This is a genomic window from Bradyrhizobium australafricanum (assembly GCF_020329495.1).
Lineage (GTDB): Bacteria > Pseudomonadota > Alphaproteobacteria > Rhizobiales > Xanthobacteraceae > Bradyrhizobium > Bradyrhizobium australafricanum.
In genome coordinates, this window is record NZ_JAGKJL010000023.1 from 116092 (window position 1) to 133556 (window position 17465).

Below are 17465 nucleotides of genomic sequence, written 5' to 3' on the forward strand. Positions count from 1 at the left end.
GCTCGGCCCGGCTGATGGCCGTCGACCCTTCGAGACGCGCGCAAGGGCGCGCTCCTCCAGCGCCAAAGGCGAAGCCTTTGCGCGGGGATGGCAGGTCTAATGGTTTCAAACCGCTAATTGATATCCGCGAGCTTGTGCAGCGTGGCGCCGAAGATGAGGCTCGCCTTGCCGACCAGTGCGGTCCCGCTCATGGTGCCGCGGGTGTCGGTGAAGGTGCCGGAGACGCCGATGCCGACGGGCGCGGGCCCGCCGAACAGCGGGTTGTCGGTGTCGCGCGGCGTCGTGTGGCGTTGCACAAGGATTTCGCCCTTGAATGCATCGCCCTTCACCGTGTAGCTGCCGGTGTAGTAAAGATAGGCGTCGCCGCCCAGTATCTGGCCGTCGCGGAAGAGAATGACGCCGCTGCCCTTGCCGACGCGACCGTCCAGCAGGGTGACGTGAATTGAGTAAAGTCCGTTCTTCATGACGTCCCGATTGCTGGCCGCCGCGCCCATGGCAAGCCAGTTGGTTTTTTATGCCAAAGCGAGCAACCTCGTGCAATGCGGCAGGTTGATTCCCGGGTGTCCCGCGTTCGGGTGACCCTCGGTTCCTGCCAGGCAGTGTGACGGCGCAATGACAGCGGACCGTACGCGCGAATCAAAGTGGCCCGCGAAATGCATAGCTCTGGTTGCACTGGCCGGTGAGTGCTGGAGCAAACACATGTCTGACTGGATTGAATCCGGCGGCCATTGGGCACGCCCTCGCAGGCTCAATGGAACTTCGGCCCGTTATGCGGGCCACATGATCGCATCCCTCGTGCTGATAACGCTGGTGTTGGTCGCGGCCATGCGAATCGCGCAGGCGCGCGATCCCGACGGCCGCTACGCCAATTCGCCGCTGAAGGAGTGGTTCGACGGCCTGCGCAGCGGCAAAGGGCCGTGCTGTTCGGATGCCGACGGCACAGCGGTCAGCGATGTCGACTGGGAATCCAAGGACGGGCACTATCGTGTGCGCCTCGACGGGGCGTGGATCGATGTCCCCGACGAGGCCGTGGTCACCGAGCCCAACCGGGTCGGTCGCGCCATGGTCTGGCCGATTCCGAGCTACATGGGCGTGACGATCCGCTGCTTCATGCCTGGCAGCATGACTTAGCGCCGCACGCGTGGCTCAGACGTATTTCTGGTCGCGCTCGAGCAGTTCGATCGAGATGCCCTGCGGGCCACGGATGAAGCAGATCCGCACGCCGGGACGGATCGTGGTCGGCTCCTTGGTGAATTCGACGCCCTTGGCCTTGATCTCGGCCGCGACCGCGTCGATGTCCTTCACCGTGAGCCCGAAATGATCGAGCCCCTGATAGGGCGTCACCGGCGCGGCGTTGACGCCGTCGCCCTGGGTCACCTCCGCAATGAACACCTTGGCGCCGCCGAGCTGGACGTCGATGCGGCCGGGGCCGCGGATGATCTCGCCGCCGAGAATGTCGCGCAGCCAGGTCGCGGTGGCCTCGGGATCGGGACTGCGCAGGTGGACGTGGTCCCAGGTGACGACAGGCATTGCGATCTCCTTGTTGTTGTCGTGCCGCTGTTCGGTGCGCGGCACTCGCTCTTGGGCGGCGCAAATCTAGCGAGCGGTTCGCTGGGATACCATCCCTCGTTATGCCTGCCCAAGATTGTCGTCCCGGAATGAAACCATTGCGGCCGTCAGCGATTGTCTTCGCGTGGCCGCTCGACCTGCGGCCGTCCCGGAAGCCGCGCGGTGCGGCTTCCTCTCTGTGTGGGGGGGGGGGGCGGCCCGATCAGGCTGCCAGGGTGAGGGCAAGACGATGCGGATCGGCTTGGCGTCGTTTCGGAGGTTGGCCGCCGGACGTCTCGGTGAAGGGGGCTTCTACGCCAGCCTGCTGCTGCCGCTGATTGCGCTCGCCGGGATCGCCGCATGGTTCATGCTCCCCGAGCCGAGCGACGCCGGGGACCAGGACGTCTGGCCGGTGTCCTCCATGATCCGCACCGCGCAGAATGCCCCGACCGGCGAGCAACCAGCTCAAATCACAAATCAGACCGCCAAGGATGCGCTGGCCGCACCGGCGGACGAGCCGACCACCGTCGGCGTGGCCATCGCTCCACAGGGGGCGGAGGAGGCCAAGGCGTCCGGGCCCGGCGCTGAAAGGTCGCCGCTGGACAAGTTGAGGATCGCCTCGCAATCGTGGCGGCGCGGCGGGCTGGGTTCGAAGGCGCTGGTCACCCTGACGCTGCGCAATGCCAATGATTTCGCCGTCAAGGATATCGAGATCGCCTGCGCCTTCATCCGCCGCGACGGTCGGCCGCTGACCGAGCGCAAGCGGCTGATCTCCGACACCATCGCCATGAAAAGCCGCAAGACCTACTCGCAAATGTTGGTCGGGTTCGTCAACGTTAACGCAAACAAGGCGAAATGTTCGGTCGTGACGGCGAGCCGCCTCTAATTCCCGGCATCTCGAAAAAGTGACCGCGAATTGACTTGTCGGGTGAACCGTAACGGCCGGACAGGAACTAACTAATAAACCAGCCGTTAGCGGGAGCGCGGACAGCGTCCGGGTGATCATGCGCAGACGATGAAATCGCCCGCGCGATGACTGATGTCGTCGCGCCGAGATGAACCGCGCCCTGCTGCGCGGGGGGAGCTACCAAAATGCCTGTGGCGCGTTATTTCCTGTTCGTTGGTGGAGTGCTGCTCGCGCTGCTCTTCGTCGTCAATGCCATCGTGCCGCAGGAGGCCGTGGTCGCCGGTCAGAACCAGGGACTGTCGTCGCCGGGCGTCGATAAGACCATGGTGCGCATCAAGTCGACCCAGAAATTGCCCGAGCGGGTGGTCTACGACACCAATTTGCCGACCATTGTTCCGGCGCAGGTCAACGCGGTCGCCGCGGCAATCCCGTCGGCTACGGGCGATGCGTCGGCGCAAGCCCGCGTCCGCAATACGTTCGCCCAGTTCATTCCGCCGGAGAAGGCTGATGCGCAGAAGGTCGCGGCCGAGGCAAAGCCGGCCGAGCAGCCGGCGCAGGCCCAGTCTCAGGCGCCGAAGAAGCGCAAAGTCGCGCGCTACCATGCGCATCCCCAGCAGCCGATGCGGCTGGCGCAGCCCGGCATGTATCAGCCTTACCGCGTCGCGCAGCAGCAGCGCATGGGCTTCTTCGGTGGCTTCGGCACCTGGTAAGAAAAGGCTGCCGCAGCCGGCAATCGATCCGCCGCCGCAAACACTTGCGGCGGCATTTTCATGTCCGCGATCAGGCACGTCGCCGGATGCGCGAAGGCGTCCGAGCGCCGCCCGCTACCTTTCGCGCGGCAGGCGCGGAATCTTGTCCGCGAAGCCGTTGTAGCAGGTCAGCCGCTCGTCCTCTTCCTTCACGAAGCGGCAATCGTTGACGCCCTTGGCCGGGGCAGCCTTCGGCTTCGGCTGCGGCTTGAAAATCTCGTCGTAGCAGATCAGCCGCTCCTTGGTGGCGTCGTCGATGTCCTGACAGGCCTGAAGCTTCTGAGCGACCGATTGCGGCTTGCCGGGCGCGGCAGGCTTCTCGCCCTTCTTGGCGGCCGACTTCTTGCCGACCTGGACCAGCGGCTTGTCGCCGACCATCGGCTGCGAGGTCGCCGCCGCCGGCTTGTCTGCGTCGGCGGGGGCCGGCGTGGTGCCTTGGGCAAGCGCGGCAGCCGGGCAGAAGAGCGCCAGCGCGAGGATGATATGTCTCATGTCGAAAATGTCCGAAATGGCGTGATGACCGGAAGGATGGCGCCGGGGATCGGAAAAGCCCGGCAAGCGCCGAGACTTAACGCAAGTCTTGCCCGAATCCTACCCCCAGAGGTGACCCGCCCGGCACCGATCCACCGGCAAAAGTGAGGGCAATTCGTCGCCGTTCGACCCGCGGGAGAGCGTGAATTGCCTTTGCCCGGCGGGGCGGCTATGACCACGCCATCTGCGCGACTGGCGCTTGGATGGACCACCATCGGGGAGCGCAGAGACTGAACGCCGCGCGCCTGGGCACCGCTTCGAAACGGAGGTGCCATGACGGCGAACATTCTCGATGGGCATGCACATGCCCAAATTGTCATCGACAAGATTGCTGGCGAACTCGACCGGCTGCCCCGCGCGCCGGGGCTTGCGGTCGTGCTGGTCGGCTGCGACCCGGCGAGCCAGATCTATGTGCAGAGCAAGGTCAGGATGGCCGAGCGGCTCGGCCTGCGCGGCGAGGTCGCACGACTGCCGGATGATGCCAGCGAATCCGATCTGCTTGCCAGAGTAGAGGCGCTCAATGCGCGCGACGATATCGACGGCATCCTGGTGCAGCTGCCGTTGCCGGCGCATATCGACGCCTTGCGCGTGATGGCGGCGGTCGATCCCGCCAAGGATGTCGACGGCCTGCACGCCCTGAACGCCGGCCGGCTGTTTCACGGCGATGACGCGCTGGTGCCGTGCACGCCGCTCGGCTGTCTCCGGCTGATCAAGTCGGTCCGATCAGACCTCACCGGCGCCCATGCCGTGGTGATCGGCAGCTCCAACATCGTCGGCAAGCCGATGGCCGCGTTGCTGCTGCAGGAGCACGCGACCGTGACGCAGACCCATATCCACACCCGCGGCATCAGCAGGATCTGCCGCGAGGCCGACATCCTGGTGAGTGCGGTGGGCAAGGCCGGCCTCGTGCGCGGCGACTGGATCAAGCCGCAGGCCATCGTCATCGACGTCGGCACCACGCGCGTCGAGAAGCCGGACGGCGGCTATGCGGTGTACGGCGACGTCTCGTTCGACGAGGCGGTGCAGGTCGCCGGCGCGATCACGCCGGTGCCGCGCGGCGTCGGCCCGATGACGATCGCCTGCCTGATGGAGAACACGCTGAAGGCGGCAAAGGCGAGGGCGGCCCGGCTGCAATAGCGCGGGATACCTGCGGCGATATGCGAGCGGCGGGTGTCGCTCGCGCATCACGCGCGAAGTTCATGACGTCCGGGGTAATGGAAAGCCCGCACCATTCGTCTATCGTCGCGCGACGGATGGAGGCGCGCGATGCTGTATGCGGAAGATCTCACCGAGGGGCAGACGTTCAGGCTTGGCAGCTACACGATCGGCGAGGCCGAGATCCTGGAGTTCGCCGGCAAATATGATCCGGTGCCGATCCATGCCGATCCCGTCGCGGCTGCGGCAGGCCCGTTCGGCGGACTGATCGCAAGCGGTTTCAACACCATTGCGATCTATCAGCGGCTCGTCGTGGAGGCGATCTGGACCAAGGTGGCGGGGATCGTCGGGCGGAGCTTCGAGATTCGCCTGCCGAGCCCGGTTCGGCCCGGCGCCACGCTCACCGGCCAATCCCAGATCCAGAAGATCACCATCAGGCCGGAGCGGCGCGACGCTGTCGTGATCTTCAAGACGGAGCTGGTCAATGACGAGCAGCGCCCGGTTCTTGTCCTCGTGCTCGACGCGCTGATCCGCATGCGGCCGGCGGAGCAGGGGCCGGCATAGGCGCGGCCTGAGGGGCATCCCGAAGTCATCCGCCTCGGACGGCCGTCAGCGCTTCTACGTGTTCCCCGCACGCGACCTTGTGGTCGCGCAATGTTGCGGCAATTATGACAAGCCGGCGGCAGAACGGCAGCGCATCAATGACGTCATCATCGACGAGGTCGTGCTGCCCGGTATTTACTTCGTCGATGCGCCGAAGGCATTCGACCCAGACGGATGTGCCGCCGTGAAACGCAGCAAGCAGACGAACGGAGAGATCGAAGCCAGGCGGCGCAAGGCCGAGGAATGGCGCCGCATCCAGGCGCAACGCGCCGCTGAACGGCAACGTCTCCGCGACTACAAGATTGCGCTGGCGCGCGACGAGGTTGCCGTGGATACGACGCGGCTCGCGCCATCGAACAGCTATTCGACTCCCGATTTCGTGCTGCGCGGAACCTATCGACCGGAGCCCTTCATCTGCAAGGACTGCGGCGTTGCCGAGGTCTGGACGCCGTTGCAGCAGAAATGGTGGTACGAGACCGCCAAGGGCGATGTATTTACCGCGGCAGTGCGCTGCCGGGCCTGCCGCAGCAGGGAGCGCGCGCGCAAATCCGCCGCGCGCCGCGTGCACCTGGAAGGGCTCGCAAGGAAGAAGCCTCCAGTCTCGTAGCGATAGGCGTGACTTCAGGGTCGCACTTCAGATCTGATACGCGGGGAACCACCGCGCAGGCGGTCAATGCGTCGCGCGTGCGGAACGTTTCGGTGCCTGATCGGTTCGAGACCTTGAAGCCCCCGATGTGGGGTGCGGGCGGGGAGGAACCAGCCAAGGAAAACTTGTCAAGGAAACCTGTCAAGGAAGCCATCGCGGCCGGAACCAACGAGAAGGAGCAGCGGATGAAACTCAATTCCACGCAAGTCAAGCAGACCATGACGCAACTGAATGCCCAGGTGCTTCCAGACGATCACCCGGCCGTGGCGCAACTGAACAGCGTGTTCGGTGAGCACACATTCTTCGTCGACACCAGCGGGCTCAAGGTGCTCGAACCCGCCCAGACCTCCGACATGCCGGGGCAGACCGGCGAAGTCGTCAGTCTCGCCGAGTGGAGCGATCCGGAGCTGACGTCGCTTCGGCCGCACGAGCCCGAGCCGACCGGCGTGCTCATCGCGCTTGAACCCAGCAAGCACTGAAGCGTTTTCGCGCGCAAGCAAAACGCCACCAAGCAAGGGGATTGAGAGCATGATCCGATTCAATCGGATCATGCTCTTTGTGCTGCATCGCGCGGCACCCGCGATCGGCCGTCCCGATGGCGACGGCCCCGACGTCACATCAAGAGGTGCCGAAAGTCACATGGCAAATCAGCGCCGCCTGCGTATGCATCGGTTTGAGATGGGTATCCAGGCGGTGAGGGGCAGATGGGGATCGTGCGGCGCTGGAGCTCTGACGAGGACGAGAAGCTCAGAGAACTCGCCAAGGCCGGCAAGAACGCTCTCGAGATCAGCAACGAACTGACCCGCAGCGCTTCGGCGGTGCGCCGGCGCGCCGAGGTTCTGTCGGTCCTGATCATGGCAAAGGCGTTTCGCGCGCGCCCCTCGCATGTCGCCACCCATCTCGAGCGGGTCGCGATCGACGCAATCCGCAACCGCCGTCCGTTTCCCGCGGGCGTCGGCCCGAGCACCATTGCCGGAATGATCGAGAAGGGCTGGATCGTCCCGGAGATGGGCCGCCGATACAACGTGACCGATGCCGGCGTGGAGGCGGTGCGGCGGAAGATTCCGAGCGGCTGAAAGGAATGCCGGCTACAGGCCGGGCGCGCCATGCCGAAGCGGCTTACGCATGCGGTGGGGAAGGCGGACCATTCGCGACCGAATGCAAGATTTCGCGCCCGAGACGGACGCCCCATCCGTTCAATCATCGGGGGCGCGACGACCTGCGGCCTCTTTGTGTCCTCGTCAGCCCACCGATCTGATTGCGCCGATGCTCAACGCCCAGCTAGCCCAAACCGACCGATACCAACGTTTCGCCGATCTCGCTGTCGCCGTCGGTGACGCGATCGATGCGATCGCCGGGTTGAATTCGGCCCAACGTACCGACGTGGACTTCCTCGAACGCGAATTCATCCCGGCGCTGGGGCTCAATGATGAACTGCTTCATGAGCAGCCGCCGGAACTGGCGCCGAGCTTCGGCAAGGGCCTCCACCTTTGGCAATACCCGAACCAGCTTGCGCCATACCTCGCCTGGCTTGCGCGCAATTCGTCCGGCGTCTCCTCGTACATGGAGATCGGCTGCCGCTGGGGCGGCATGTTCATCCTGGTGACGGAGTGGCTCAGGAACAGCGGCGCCGACCTCAAGACCGTGATTGCACTCGATCCGATCGCGCCGACGCCCTTTATCTCGACTTATTTCGATCTGCTGCAGCAGCAGGCCGCTATCGAGCCGATCTACATGCAGGATTTTTCGACCTCGCCGCTGGTCGGTGCGCATGTCGACCGGCTGAAGCCCGACTTCGTCTTTATCGACGGCGATCACAGCCTGCGCGGTGCGCTACAGGATCATCTGCTGGTGCGTTCCCACGCCCGCATCATCGTGCATCATGACATCCATTCCCAGGCCTGTCCCGATACCACCCTGCTCTGGAAGGCGCTGAAGCAGTTCGAAGCGCCAAGCTTCGATACGTTCGAATTCACCAGCCAGTATCCGTCGGTGAATGGCTCATTCCTCGGCATCGGCGCCATGAAGCGGCGCTCGGCCCAGATGTAGGACCGGGAGCCGGGCGATCGCCGCGATCAAGAGCTCGCGGGCCGATCGCGGAGGTTCAGCTTGCTCTTGTCGCCGCCGGCCCAGGCCAGGGTCTTCGGGTCCATCACGCGGAACCAGAGCGGCGGGATTGCTGCCAGCCCGAACATGCCGGTGTAGCCGTTCGGTAGCCGCGGGATGTCGTCGAAATCGCGCAGCGACTGATAGGGGCGCATCGGGTTGGCGTGGTGGTCGGAGTGACGTTGCAGGTGGAACGTCATCAGGTTCGAGACGATGTGGTTGGTATTCCATGAGTGGCGCGGCTCGACCGCCTGGTAGCGGCCGTTCGGCAGCTTCTCGCGCAGCAGCCCGTAATGCTCGACATAGTTGGCCTGGGTCAGCGCGTACCAGCCGAGGAAATGGTGCGCGACGATGAACGGCGCGACCTTCCAGCCGAACAGCGCAATCAGCACGGCCGCGACGACGAGCGTCAGCGCAAAGCCTTGCAGGATCTCGTTGTTGACCGACCAGACCGGCTCGCCGCGCCGGGTCAGCCGTTCGGCCTCGTTGCGCCAGCCACGCTTGAATGCACCCGGCAACTCGCGCGTTGCGAACGCATAGATCGATTCACCGAAGCGCGCGCTGGCGGGGTCCTCGGGGGTTGCGACCCAAGTGTGATGGCCGCGATTGTGCTCGACGCGGAAATGCGCGTAGCCCACCGCGCAGTTGGCGAGCATGCCGAACAGGATGTTCAGCCTGTCCGGCTTGTGGCCGAGCTCGTGCCCGATCAGGAGCGCGCCGCCATTGATGGTGCCGACGCCGAGCAGCAAGGCGACATAGGACCACCACGGCAGATCCTGGGTGCCGAAGAAGGCGATCAGCGCGACGTAGTTGATCCAGGGAAACACCACGGTGACGCGTGCGAGCCGCAGGTAATAGGGATCGGCCTCCATCGCGGCGACCACTTCCGCCGGCGGATTGTGGGTGTCTTCGCCGAACACGACGTCGAGCAGCGGGATCAGGATGAAGATGAAGACGAACGGGATCAGCGTCACCAGCGGATTGTGCGTCCGCAGGAAGAGCCAGTAGGACAACAGCGGGATCAGCGGCGGAATGAACGAGAGCATCCAGAGATAGCGCTTGCCGTCCCGGTAGGTGATCGCTTCGCCAGCAGCATTGGTGCCCGTGAAGATCATCGCATTCCCTCCAGCGTCTCTTGCGAGGCGGCGTTCGCCGTTGTTGGGTCGAGCATGCCGCCAAGCGGGCCTGCGCCGCCAGTTCACAACAGGCCAATTTTGTGGCATTTTGCGCCAAGCTTGTTCGGCCGGACGTTCGCGAGGGGAGGTCGCCGACGCCATGCACGGATCGGAATCCGATGCTCTTCGCACGCCGGTCTCCGCGGCCTATGCGCGGGCCCTGATACGGGCATTTGGCCAGACGCGAGGCGATCGCGACGAGCTGCTGAAAGGCACCGGAATTCGGCTCGAGGCGCTCGACCACCCCGGCGCTCACATGCCGGTATCCTCGCTGGTGGTGCTGGCGGCCAACATCACCCGCCGGCATGGCGAGCTGTGGCCATTGTCGGCCGCGGCGGTGTGGTCGACATCGCTGCAAGGCGCGCTCGACGTCGCGACCAGGACGGCGCCGACCATCGCGGATGCGCTGGCGACCGGCGCGCGCTTCGGGTCGACCCGCGCGCCCTTCGTCCGCAACCGGCTGCGCAAGACTGCGCGCGCGATCCAGATTGAAATCTCGCCCGCCGTCGCGATGGACGAAGCACTGTGGCACGCCGTGGCGCTGGCGGTCAGCCTCAACGTGCACGCGGTGTACGTGCAGCTGCTCGAGGATGCGATCGGTGAGGCGACACTGCAATTTCCCTGGTCGCCGCCTGCGGGCGCGGAGCGGCTGCTCGAGCATTATTCCTGCGCGGTGAAGTTCAACGCTGCCGCCTTCATCTTCGAGGTGCCGAAAGCGCTTGGCGCGCGGCCGTCGCCGTTTGCCGATCCGCAATTGCACGCCAAGGCCATCGACGCGCTCGAGGCGATCGAGAACCCGCAGCCCGAGACCGCGGCGCTGGCGGGGATCGTCGAGCGCCTGATCGCGGCGCGCCTGCCGCAGCGTCTCGGTGAGGAGGAGGCCGCGCGCCTCGTCGGCACCTCGCGGCGAACGCTGGTGCGGCGGCTCGCCGAGACCGGCAGCGCCTTCCGCCCGCTGCTCGACGGCGTGCTGCGCGAGCGCGCGCGGATCATGCTCGCGGCCGGCACCCAATCGCGCGACCAAATGGCGGCCGCGCTCGGCTACACCGATGCGACGAGCTTCAGCCGGGCGTGCCGGCGGTGGTTCGGGGAGAAGGACGGGCGGGGTTAGGCGCGGTCGATGGCTCGCGCAAGCCCACAGACCCTGGTGGACGGTACGCAGACTTAAACGATGCCGATCCCGTCAATGCGTATGCAGGGCGTCGTAGGCGTGGGCAAAAAACACAGCGGCGCTGAGGAGCAGCAGCGCGACAATGGTCGCTTCCATCATGACACTTCCCCATTATTGTTTGGGAGAAGTGGTACCGGTCAAATGTTTCCGCCCGGTTTCGTCCGCTGATGAAAATGGTTTCGTGGCAGGATCGCTGCAACAATCGGCTGCCGGATCGAGCTCGCGCGGTGCTCGGATCGCTCGGCATCGATACTGTGACGCCGACCTAAAAGCTACGCCGCCGGGCCCGAAATGGTTTGTCCCGGCGGCGTCCTGTCATTCCCAGCGCTAGGGCCCTGAAATTCCCAGTGTCATTTCCTTAGCAGATCCGCGGAGAGACGGCTGTTGCCGAACTCACACAAGCTTCTAAGAGAGGAGCCGACGCCAGGGCCTACACGTCAGCTCCTCCGAAACGTGACCGTGCTGCGTCCCCAACGGTCCCGTCCCTCAGAGAAGCCTGCGCCGATCTAGTTGCCGATTTGCTAACCGTCCCTCTCGTCGGCAGGGCGGCCGATACCATCACTCCAATTTTGATATCGTTTTTCGGCGAGCCTGGCCGGGAGGTAATCCCTATTGGTGCTATTGGCGGCAGGAACGAGCGGTGGTTTTGGAAGTAGTGTCTTCCGGCTCCCGGCTCTCATACCCCCAACCCGGCTGGGAGCCACAGGGGCGGCCTCGGCGCGCGGCGTCGGGGTCGTTCTCATCTTGCAGCATCGCTTCAGAACAGACGCAACGCGAAAACGCTCACTCAGAACGAAATGAGCGCGGCTTAAATTATTGATCTATCGGTAAAATCGCTGGCGCGCTCGGAGAGATTCGAACTTTTAATCTAAGCCAATCACACACCAAAGGATTCTAGTTAGCGCCTTATCCTAGGGGCAACTTGAGGGGCAGGGAGCTATGCCCTTAGACAAAATTTTGTTGGTGGCGTGGCTGATCCGACCGAGCGCTTCGCCAACGCACAGCAAGGTGCGGAGATAACGCATTCTTCTTATCTCCCTGAGAGCATTCAGCGATTTTGTTTCGCCTTGGGCGCGTCCGCGCCGAACAAGGCGAGCTTGCTTAATGGCGCCTCGGCGGGGCGGCCTGAGAGGTTCGATGATGCGAAGAGACATTCATCCAAAAACACTTCCGCTTCTATCAGGAGTGGGACCACTGGCTGAGAAAGGCTCGCAACCTCCGGCGTGCGTCATCGATCCTGTTCAATGCCGACTTTCCTGACCTTCGGCTTTACGACGAGGCCCGCAACCGGGCGCTGGAGGAGATCGGCGAGGAGGGCACGGCGCCGGTACGGCACCCGCACCCCGACATGCTGCCAGCTTGTTCGGCTCAGCGCTCGAAAGCCTGTTCAAGGGCGTGATGGTCCACAAGGACCCCGGCCTCATCGGCGCCCACAAGCTCTCCGAGAGCCTAAAGAGCCATCAATTGCTCTTGTTGGCGAAGGCGGCAGGGTCGCACTCAGCGAGCCGGAAGCGCGACTTCTGGACTGGCTCTCCGAGGTCGTCATCTGGAAGGCAAGGTATTCGGTCCCGACGAACCTCAAGTTCGGGGACGCCTTTTCCACCGCTTGGACAACATCAGCTTGGCGGACGCCGAGGCCTGCATTACAGCGCTCGAAGACTTGTTCGAACGGGTCACCAAGCTGCTGCCGGAGCCCGCGAAGCTGTCAGAAGGGCTCGACGTTCTGGTGGTCTGGAAGGGGTAGGGTGTTCCACCCAACGAACCACCAATCGCTAGCGGCTTGCGCTTTGTTCTTCTTTCGTTCTAATTGAGGCTTGCAGAGATCACGGTGGCCCATGCCTGACCTCAACTTTGTCCGACGGGAAATCGAACACATGCGCGTCCAGGTCGGGCGCCAGCGGAAAGAGATCCTCCAGCTTCAGCGGGCCGGGATATCCGCGGTTTCGGCAGAGACCTTGCTGGAGCGAATGCTGACCAAGATCGACAGCCTTTGCGCGGAGAGAGACCGGCTGAAGGCGGAGAACCCTCCAGAGAGGGCGCGTCAGGTCCTTGGGGGCCGGAAGTGGTGAACGAACTCGCCCGACCCCAAGAGCTCCTGCCCGTCACCCACCGGCAGGACCTCTACAAGTTCCGGTACACTCACGCGGGGAATTACTTGAACGCGCGTGAAGCGGAAGCGATTGCGAACGCTGTTGCCAAGCTGAGGACATTGCTTCGTCGAATTTACAATCGATGGTAGTAAACAGATACTTGGACATCGGTTGGCGATGGCGAAAAAAGGCCGCAGGGCACAGCGACGGAGAAAGCGACGGCGACGGGCGGTAACCCCGCTCGATCGTATGCACATGGCGTTGGGCAATTTCCTGACCGAGATGGGTCGGCTTGAGTTCTCGATGCTGTTGCTCGGGGAAATGGTCTCTAAAGAGCCTATGGAGTATCTGTTCGAGGACTATGCAGAGAGGCCGTTCGGGAAAAAGATTCCGTGGTTTGAAGAGCGCTGCAACGCCTCCGAGGCTCTAAAGCAATACAAGAGCGAGCTGACGCAGATTTATGCGGACATGCGGACGCTCAAGACAAAGCGAAACTACCTCGTCCATGGTGAAACTTACGAGGCCTCATTCAAGCGGCGCCCCCGCGCGCCCTACCGAGTCGGCGTAACACCAGACAACGTCGAATACCTGGATGATTTTGACCACCAGCAGCACGGCGAAAATGTCTTTGACATCGAACAAGTCAAAGCAGCGATGGCTCAATGCGCGAAGCTGAAAGATCAGGTCGTCAGAATTCGTGCTGAGGTTATTGCCAATGCAGAACCGCATGAAGAAGAGGGCGAAGATAGCTGGCCTCCGCCCGCCGCAGCTAAAGCAGGTTAGACAATTACGTCCACGTTGTGCGTTTTCGCTGGCGAAGGCGACGGCTGAGAATTAGCGGAATATTCGACGCCGATTTGCTCCTAGCCGGTCAACGTTGGCGCTCGGTCGACTGCGGCGCCGTGAGCATCGTCTTAGAAAACGCGCGGGCCATAGCTCTTACCAGCGAGCTCGTCGCCGACGTTGAATATCGCGACATCACGTCGGAGGGCTTGCTAGGGGCAAGCTCCTTCAAATGCCTCTCGCTTGGCAATAAATCCTGCCTTATCTGCCCTCGGTATGGAGTGGGTTTGTGAAAATCACCCCAACAAGTATGGGATTCCGAACGCGGTTACGATTGCGGAGCTGGAATGCCGTGCGAGCGTCAACGCGACACCCTTGAACAGCCCGACACAAGCGGGGTCTTCATCACCGACGAGATTGTCGAAGCGAAGAGGAAAAAAATTAAGATAATCGCCGCGCTGATTTTCTCGCCCTCGATTCGTTCTTCGCGAACGGAATAGAGCCAGACGGTGAACGTTCTGGCCGCGCAAACTCTGCTGCCCCGCTTTGTATCAGTTTTCCTCCTCGGTACTCCTCGATAAGCGCGGAAGCTCGCTTCACATCGACTTCCAGATAGTAGCCTACCTCGTAGTCCCAAACGTGCTTGGGGTCAGAACCTTCTGGATTAGGGCTGGTAAGGGCCTGGACCCGCTCACGGTCGGTTTGCTTGTCCTTGGCCTTGCCGGAGGCTTTCTTCATCTCGACGGCAATGAGGTTATCTTTCTTCTGCTCTCCGCGGCTGTGCAAGAGAAGGTCGCAGACGATGTTTTCGGCCTCGCCCGTACTTGTATGTACGTCTGTCGCCTATCGGATAGCCGGCCTTGGCGCCGCGCATTCGTCTCCAAGGTCACCAATAGGCCAGCGTGCCCAACATCGTGCTGACCGAAGCACGTCGATGATTCTGAAATAGCCCAACGGCGCAAAAGTAGATCGTTCCGGAGGGCCACGCATTGATCCGCTCCGGCTTAATTGCTGCTCCGGGGCCGAAGCGTCCCGAGTTTTGGCTCGCGATATGCTTGGCGACGCGTGACTGCGGCGAACCAAGAAGCGAACCTGGATAAAGTCAAATTCTTCTTCTGTCCGGCCTAGTGGACACTAAAGCCGAGGTACCTTCGTTAGGCAGCACCCTGAAGATCGAACGAGCACTCGGGCACTTCGACAGTGTATCTGACATATCCAGGCGATCGCGGGTCAGAATGTCACACCATAAGCAGTGGTTAGCGTCCTATACTTCCGGTAGTCTAGAGCGCAGGGACAACCGTTTTCGGCGAGGAAGCTATGATGCTTAAGCTCGTTCAGATCAGCCATCTTTGGTATGCGGTGAGCAAAGACAACGAACTGCGCTGCAATGATACCTTGGGCGGCGCTATCGAGACTTGGCGTCCCGTTGTTCGATTGCCACGTCCAATATTTCTGGCATTGGCTTCTGAGTTCGGTGAAGCCCTTCAAAGCGTTGGTGTCGATGACGTTTCTTCGGAGGTTGTTCAGAGCGATCTACAAACCCGCCCGAGCAACGTGACAGAGATCGCATTGGAGAGAATCACCAGCAAAGATAGATACAAGACGTATCACGTTGCAGTTACAGCTACGGCGTAGTCGCCGTTGGTTCGACTGGATTAGCCACCAACGATTCTAAACACACATGTCGCTGTGCCTAAGCAGCAATGTCTTTTTTGTCCCTTTAGGCGACTCCCTTGTTGCCTGGGATTTTGTGCGACACAAACAGTTCCTCTTAAGTATTAAGGGCGTAAGAGCGATCGTCGACCCAGAGTTTCGCACCGCAAATCCAGAAATCGTCTGTGAGCTCACTAACACTGAAATATTGGTGAAAAGCCCAACGGACATCTGTCCGAGGTGGGAGTGGGATGTGCTGTCCAAGATTTTTCATTTTGGTACGTCCCGCGGCAAGCCTGATGATTTCGTGCCCGATGCGGGACGACAAGCCCGCGAATACGTTGAATACTGCGATTCAATAATGAAGCACATGCCATTAGATTCGTTTACAACGGCGCGGGGTATGTACAGGTCTTTAATCCCGACAGTAGACTTCCCCGGCTTAGAGCCGCTTAGGACATTACTCGAGCAGCGTCGTTCCAACAGAACATTTTCAGGAGAGGAGCTTAGCTTTTCACAGCTCTCCGTCATCATTGACGAGACCTTTCGATATCGCAAGCATGACCAAGAAGCGTATCGCAGGATGGGAATGAGTACACCTACGGTCAGGCGCTCATCTCCCTCAGGGGGAGCACTTCAAAGTTGCGAAGCCTACCTGGTAGGTCGGAAAGTCTCCGGGATGGATCCCGGCATTTATCATTTCCGCTCGCACGAGCGAAGCCTGGGTCTGGTTGCCCCCTTGTCCAAAGATTTCAGTTTTGGGTTGCTCTGCGGCGGACAAATGTTTGCTGATGACCTAAGTGCGGCAATAGTTATAACTTGCCGTTTCGAAAAATTGATGTGGAAGTATAAGCACTCGCATTCCTATCGAGTGGCTTTGTTCGATGCTGGGCATCTCTCGCAAACTGCCCTACTTCTCGCAACCGCTGTTGGTATGAGAACATGGGTGACGGCAGCGTTTTTCGACGATGAAGTTCGAAGAGAGTTGCGGATACCATCAATGTCAACGGAGTGCCCGTTGCTGATCATCGGACTGGGTACGGGCCCTTTCAATCCCTTTGATGCGCATCTGGGAGCAGGCTACGTTGGAAAAAATGGATAGTTTGCAACCAGAGGACTCGATCGTAGCGGTTTGCGCAGCCAAGGGGTTGCCGCATTGCGAGATAGCTCTGAGACGAGGCCCTTCAACAAGAGGACGTTTGCCAAGGATCGACGCCCTTTGCGCCCAGAGATGAATTAGGAAAAATCAGCCGGGACCGACCAAAGGATCGTCTTGGGCGTTTTCGCTCTGCGAGAGGACCGGCGCTACCAGCACGCCTAACGCCTAACCGGTCATTGTCGCAATCGATCACACGCGCAGAGTTCTCTGGAATCAAGAGTTCGTCCCTAACCGGCCTTAGAGCACCGGCCGGACCGTCAACAAGATCCAGAGCTAGATCGTCGAGAACGCAAGCTGCCCCCTATGATCCTCTGCCAGCCCTCTTGTCTTTTGCGGTCTTGAAATTTGACCTCACGGCGTCGGCGGCTTGCGCCAACGCCTCGTCTAGGCCACCGGCGATGGCGATCGTCTTGATCTGGTCCAGCTGCTCGACGAGATCATCAAAGGTCGATGCCTTCAGAGTGCTCTTGCCTTTCTCCAGATCCAGCGGCTGCTTGCCCGTAGCGGAGTTGGAAGAAGATCGCACCAGCCCCGTCGACCCAGAACTGCTCGCGGGAAATGCGCTTGCCCTCACGGAACAGGCCGATCTTGGCGATCTGCTGCTCAATGCTGGCAGTGAACTTGTTGCGCCGCTGCAAAACAGGGGTATTCGCGGTCGGCTTCTGAACGGAAACCAGAGAGATAGTCGCTCGTGCCATGATGGGCTCCTCGTTGTCGATGGAGCCGCCGTCTTCTGAATTCAGTACCTGGGCAACGGGTATTCTAGCGACACTTTCGATTCAGCTATCGGCTTTTTACTTCAAGGTTTTTGGGGGGCGAAGAAAGTTGCGGTGAATCATAGGCCGGCACTTTCATGTCAGAGTTGCCCGGGTAATCAGACATTCCCGCACTGTGGCTTTCAATGCGTGTTTCGGCAATTTCCGGACAGCAATTTCGCTAATTCGCGGACAGCGATTTCAGTAATTCCGGGACAGGGATTCCGCTAAATCGCGGACAGTTGCGGGAGGTTGGTTTTCGGGAGCGCCGTTCAGGCAATGTTCTCTCTCAAGCTGAGTTTGAGAGGGGCAATGCCGAGACGGAAGCAAGCGAAACGAACCACTGTGAAGGACCTACGATCGATCCTGAGGCTGACGTACGAGCAGGACCTGTCGGTTCGGGAGATCTCGGAACGGCTGCAGATCAGCAAGAG

The 17465-nt window shown here is 61.6% G+C and carries 20 protein-coding genes and 1 riboswitch; of the genes, 14 read left to right on the forward strand and 6 right to left on the reverse strand.

The features are described from left to right. Window positions 1-113 precede the first annotated feature (113 nt). Entirely contained in the window at window positions 114-464 is a 351-nt protein-coding gene (locus J6525_RS21695; RefSeq protein ID WP_057015832.1) for a GrlR family regulatory protein, read from the reverse strand. Window positions 465-699: 235 nt separating this feature from the next. Here J6525_RS21695 and J6525_RS21700 point away from each other — a divergent pair, with 235 nt between their 5' ends. Beyond that, on the forward strand, window positions 700-1131 hold the full coding sequence (locus J6525_RS21700) for a hypothetical protein (RefSeq protein WP_076831290.1): 432 nt from the start codon (window positions 700-702) through the stop codon (window positions 1129-1131). Window positions 1132-1146: 15 nt separating this feature from the next. Here the strand turns inward: J6525_RS21700 and J6525_RS21705 are convergent, their stop codons facing one another. Then, window positions 1147-1530, reverse strand: coding sequence for a VOC family protein (locus J6525_RS21705; protein ID WP_026192879.1), 384 nt, complete (start codon window positions 1528-1530; stop codon window positions 1147-1149). Window positions 1531-1798: 268 nt separating this feature from the next. Between J6525_RS21705 and J6525_RS21710 the strand changes: the two genes are divergently transcribed. Then, window positions 1799-2434, forward strand: coding sequence for a hypothetical protein (locus J6525_RS21710; protein ID WP_225646201.1), 636 nt, complete (start codon window positions 1799-1801; stop codon window positions 2432-2434). Between the two features lie 206 nt (window positions 2435-2640). Continuing rightward, complete coding sequence (locus tag J6525_RS21715) at window positions 2641-3165, forward strand: hypothetical protein (protein ID WP_225646202.1); 525 nt, start codon at window positions 2641-2643, stop codon at window positions 3163-3165. Window positions 3166-3279: 114 nt separating this feature from the next. Here J6525_RS21715 and J6525_RS21720 read toward each other — a convergent pair whose 3' ends face one another. Next, window positions 3280-3696: a hypothetical protein gene (locus tag J6525_RS21720; protein ID WP_225646203.1), complete on the reverse strand. Its 417-nt coding sequence runs from the start codon at window positions 3694-3696 to the stop codon at window positions 3280-3282. A gap of 217 nt (window positions 3697-3913) precedes the next feature. Continuing rightward, a riboswitch (ZMP/ZTP riboswitch) is annotated at window positions 3914-3993 on the forward strand. Window positions 3994-4008: 15 nt separating this feature from the next. On the opposite strand from J6525_RS21720, the gene J6525_RS21725 reads away from it, so the two are divergent. The 6 genes from J6525_RS21725 (at window position 4009) to J6525_RS21750 (ending at window position 8188) form a co-directional block, all read left to right on the forward strand. After that, the gene (locus tag J6525_RS21725) at window positions 4009-4872 is read left to right on the forward strand and encodes a bifunctional 5,10-methylenetetrahydrofolate dehydrogenase/5,10-methenyltetrahydrofolate cyclohydrolase (protein WP_225646204.1); all 864 of its coding nucleotides are present in this window, start codon (window positions 4009-4011) and stop codon (window positions 4870-4872) included. 129 nt (window positions 4873-5001) lie between these two features. Continuing rightward, the gene (locus J6525_RS21730) at window positions 5002-5454 is read left to right on the forward strand and encodes a MaoC/PaaZ C-terminal domain-containing protein (protein WP_225646205.1); all 453 of its coding nucleotides are present in this window, start codon (window positions 5002-5004) and stop codon (window positions 5452-5454) included. 58 nt (window positions 5455-5512) lie between these two features. Next, window positions 5513-6100, forward strand: a complete 588-nt coding sequence (locus J6525_RS47275; protein ID WP_225646206.1) for a zinc-ribbon domain containing protein — start codon at window positions 5513-5515, stop codon at window positions 6098-6100. Between the two features lie 224 nt (window positions 6101-6324). Next, window positions 6325-6618 carry a hypothetical protein gene (locus J6525_RS21740; RefSeq protein ID WP_016846480.1) on the forward strand — a complete coding sequence of 98 codons (294 nt, stop codon included), beginning with the start codon at window positions 6325-6327 and terminating at the stop codon, window positions 6616-6618. Between the two features lie 225 nt (window positions 6619-6843). Continuing rightward, entirely contained in the window at window positions 6844-7215 is a 372-nt protein-coding gene (locus J6525_RS21745; RefSeq protein ID WP_225646208.1) for an SANT/Myb-like DNA-binding domain-containing protein, read from the forward strand. Window positions 7216-7405: 190 nt separating this feature from the next. Further along, window positions 7406-8188: a class I SAM-dependent methyltransferase gene (locus J6525_RS21750; protein WP_225646209.1), complete on the forward strand. Its 783-nt coding sequence runs from the start codon at window positions 7406-7408 to the stop codon at window positions 8186-8188. A 26-nt stretch (window positions 8189-8214) separates the two neighbouring features. On the opposite strand, the gene J6525_RS21755 is transcribed toward J6525_RS21750, so the two are convergent. Continuing rightward, window positions 8215-9360 carry an alkane 1-monooxygenase gene (locus J6525_RS21755; protein ID WP_225646210.1) on the reverse strand — a complete coding sequence of 382 codons (1146 nt, stop codon included), beginning with the start codon at window positions 9358-9360 and terminating at the stop codon, window positions 8215-8217. Window positions 9361-9520: 160 nt separating this feature from the next. Here J6525_RS21755 and J6525_RS21760 point away from each other — a divergent pair, with 160 nt between their 5' ends. From J6525_RS21760 to J6525_RS21765, 3 genes are all read left to right on the forward strand, one after another. Continuing rightward, on the forward strand, window positions 9521-10531 hold the full coding sequence (locus tag J6525_RS21760; protein WP_225646211.1) for a helix-turn-helix domain-containing protein: 1011 nt from the start codon (window positions 9521-9523) through the stop codon (window positions 10529-10531). 1681 nt (window positions 10532-12212) lie between these two features. After that, entirely contained in the window at window positions 12213-12335 is a 123-nt protein-coding gene (locus tag J6525_RS46970) for a hypothetical protein (protein WP_283848632.1), read from the forward strand. A gap of 601 nt (window positions 12336-12936) precedes the next feature. After that, window positions 12937-13464, forward strand: a complete 528-nt coding sequence (locus tag J6525_RS21765; RefSeq protein ID WP_225646212.1) for a hypothetical protein — start codon at window positions 12937-12939, stop codon at window positions 13462-13464. Window positions 13465-13905: 441 nt separating this feature from the next. Here the strand turns inward: J6525_RS21765 and J6525_RS21770 are convergent, their stop codons facing one another. Then, on the reverse strand, window positions 13906-14250 hold the full coding sequence (locus tag J6525_RS21770) for a hypothetical protein (protein WP_225646213.1): 345 nt from the start codon (window positions 14248-14250) through the stop codon (window positions 13906-13908). A gap of 534 nt (window positions 14251-14784) precedes the next feature. On the opposite strand from J6525_RS21770, the gene J6525_RS21775 reads away from it, so the two are divergent. After that, window positions 14785-15099: a hypothetical protein gene (locus tag J6525_RS21775; protein ID WP_225646214.1), complete on the forward strand. Its 315-nt coding sequence runs from the start codon at window positions 14785-14787 to the stop codon at window positions 15097-15099. Window positions 15100-15370: 271 nt separating this feature from the next. Beyond that, on the forward strand, window positions 15371-16219 hold the full coding sequence (locus J6525_RS21780; RefSeq protein WP_225646215.1) for a SagB/ThcOx family dehydrogenase: 849 nt from the start codon (window positions 15371-15373) through the stop codon (window positions 16217-16219). 497 nt (window positions 16220-16716) lie between these two features. Here J6525_RS21780 and J6525_RS21785 read toward each other — a convergent pair whose 3' ends face one another. Next, a complete protein-coding gene (locus J6525_RS21785; protein WP_225646216.1) occupies window positions 16717-16974 on the reverse strand; it encodes a hypothetical protein in 258 nt (85 codons plus the stop codon). Window positions 16975-17465 lie beyond the last annotated feature (491 nt).

Excerpts from the sequence above, each read along its gene's own strand:
- J6525_RS21695 (WP_057015832.1), bottom strand. The coding sequence starts at position 464 with ATGAAGAACGGACTTTACTCAATTCACGTCACCCTGCTGGACGGTCGC.
- J6525_RS21700 (WP_076831290.1), top strand. The coding sequence starts at position 700 with ATGTCTGACTGGATTGAATCCGGCGGCCATTGGGCACGCCCTCGCAGG.
- J6525_RS21705 (WP_026192879.1), bottom strand. The coding sequence starts at position 1,530 with ATGCCTGTCGTCACCTGGGACCACGTCCACCTGCGCAGTCCCGATCCC.
- J6525_RS21710 (WP_225646201.1), top strand. The coding sequence starts at position 1,799 with ATGCGGATCGGCTTGGCGTCGTTTCGGAGGTTGGCCGCCGGACGTCTC.
- J6525_RS21715 (WP_225646202.1), top strand. The coding sequence starts at position 2,641 with ATGCCTGTGGCGCGTTATTTCCTGTTCGTTGGTGGAGTGCTGCTCGCG.
- J6525_RS21720 (WP_225646203.1), bottom strand. The coding sequence starts at position 3,696 with ATGAGACATATCATCCTCGCGCTGGCGCTCTTCTGCCCGGCTGCCGCG.
- J6525_RS21725 (WP_225646204.1), top strand. The coding sequence starts at position 4,009 with ATGACGGCGAACATTCTCGATGGGCATGCACATGCCCAAATTGTCATC.
- J6525_RS21730 (WP_225646205.1), top strand. The coding sequence starts at position 5,002 with ATGCTGTATGCGGAAGATCTCACCGAGGGGCAGACGTTCAGGCTTGGC.
- J6525_RS21740 (WP_016846480.1), top strand. The coding sequence starts at position 6,325 with ATGAAACTCAATTCCACGCAAGTCAAGCAGACCATGACGCAACTGAAT.
- J6525_RS21745 (WP_225646208.1), top strand. The coding sequence starts at position 6,844 with ATGGGGATCGTGCGGCGCTGGAGCTCTGACGAGGACGAGAAGCTCAGA.
- J6525_RS21750 (WP_225646209.1), top strand. The coding sequence starts at position 7,406 with ATGCTCAACGCCCAGCTAGCCCAAACCGACCGATACCAACGTTTCGCC.
- J6525_RS21755 (WP_225646210.1), bottom strand. The coding sequence starts at position 9,360 with ATGATCTTCACGGGCACCAATGCTGCTGGCGAAGCGATCACCTACCGG.
- J6525_RS21760 (WP_225646211.1), top strand. The coding sequence starts at position 9,521 with ATGCACGGATCGGAATCCGATGCTCTTCGCACGCCGGTCTCCGCGGCC.
- J6525_RS21765 (WP_225646212.1), top strand. The coding sequence starts at position 12,937 with ATGGCGTTGGGCAATTTCCTGACCGAGATGGGTCGGCTTGAGTTCTCG.
- J6525_RS21775 (WP_225646214.1), top strand. The coding sequence starts at position 14,785 with ATGCTTAAGCTCGTTCAGATCAGCCATCTTTGGTATGCGGTGAGCAAA.
- J6525_RS21785 (WP_225646216.1), bottom strand. The coding sequence starts at position 16,974 with ATGGCACGAGCGACTATCTCTCTGGTTTCCGTTCAGAAGCCGACCGCG.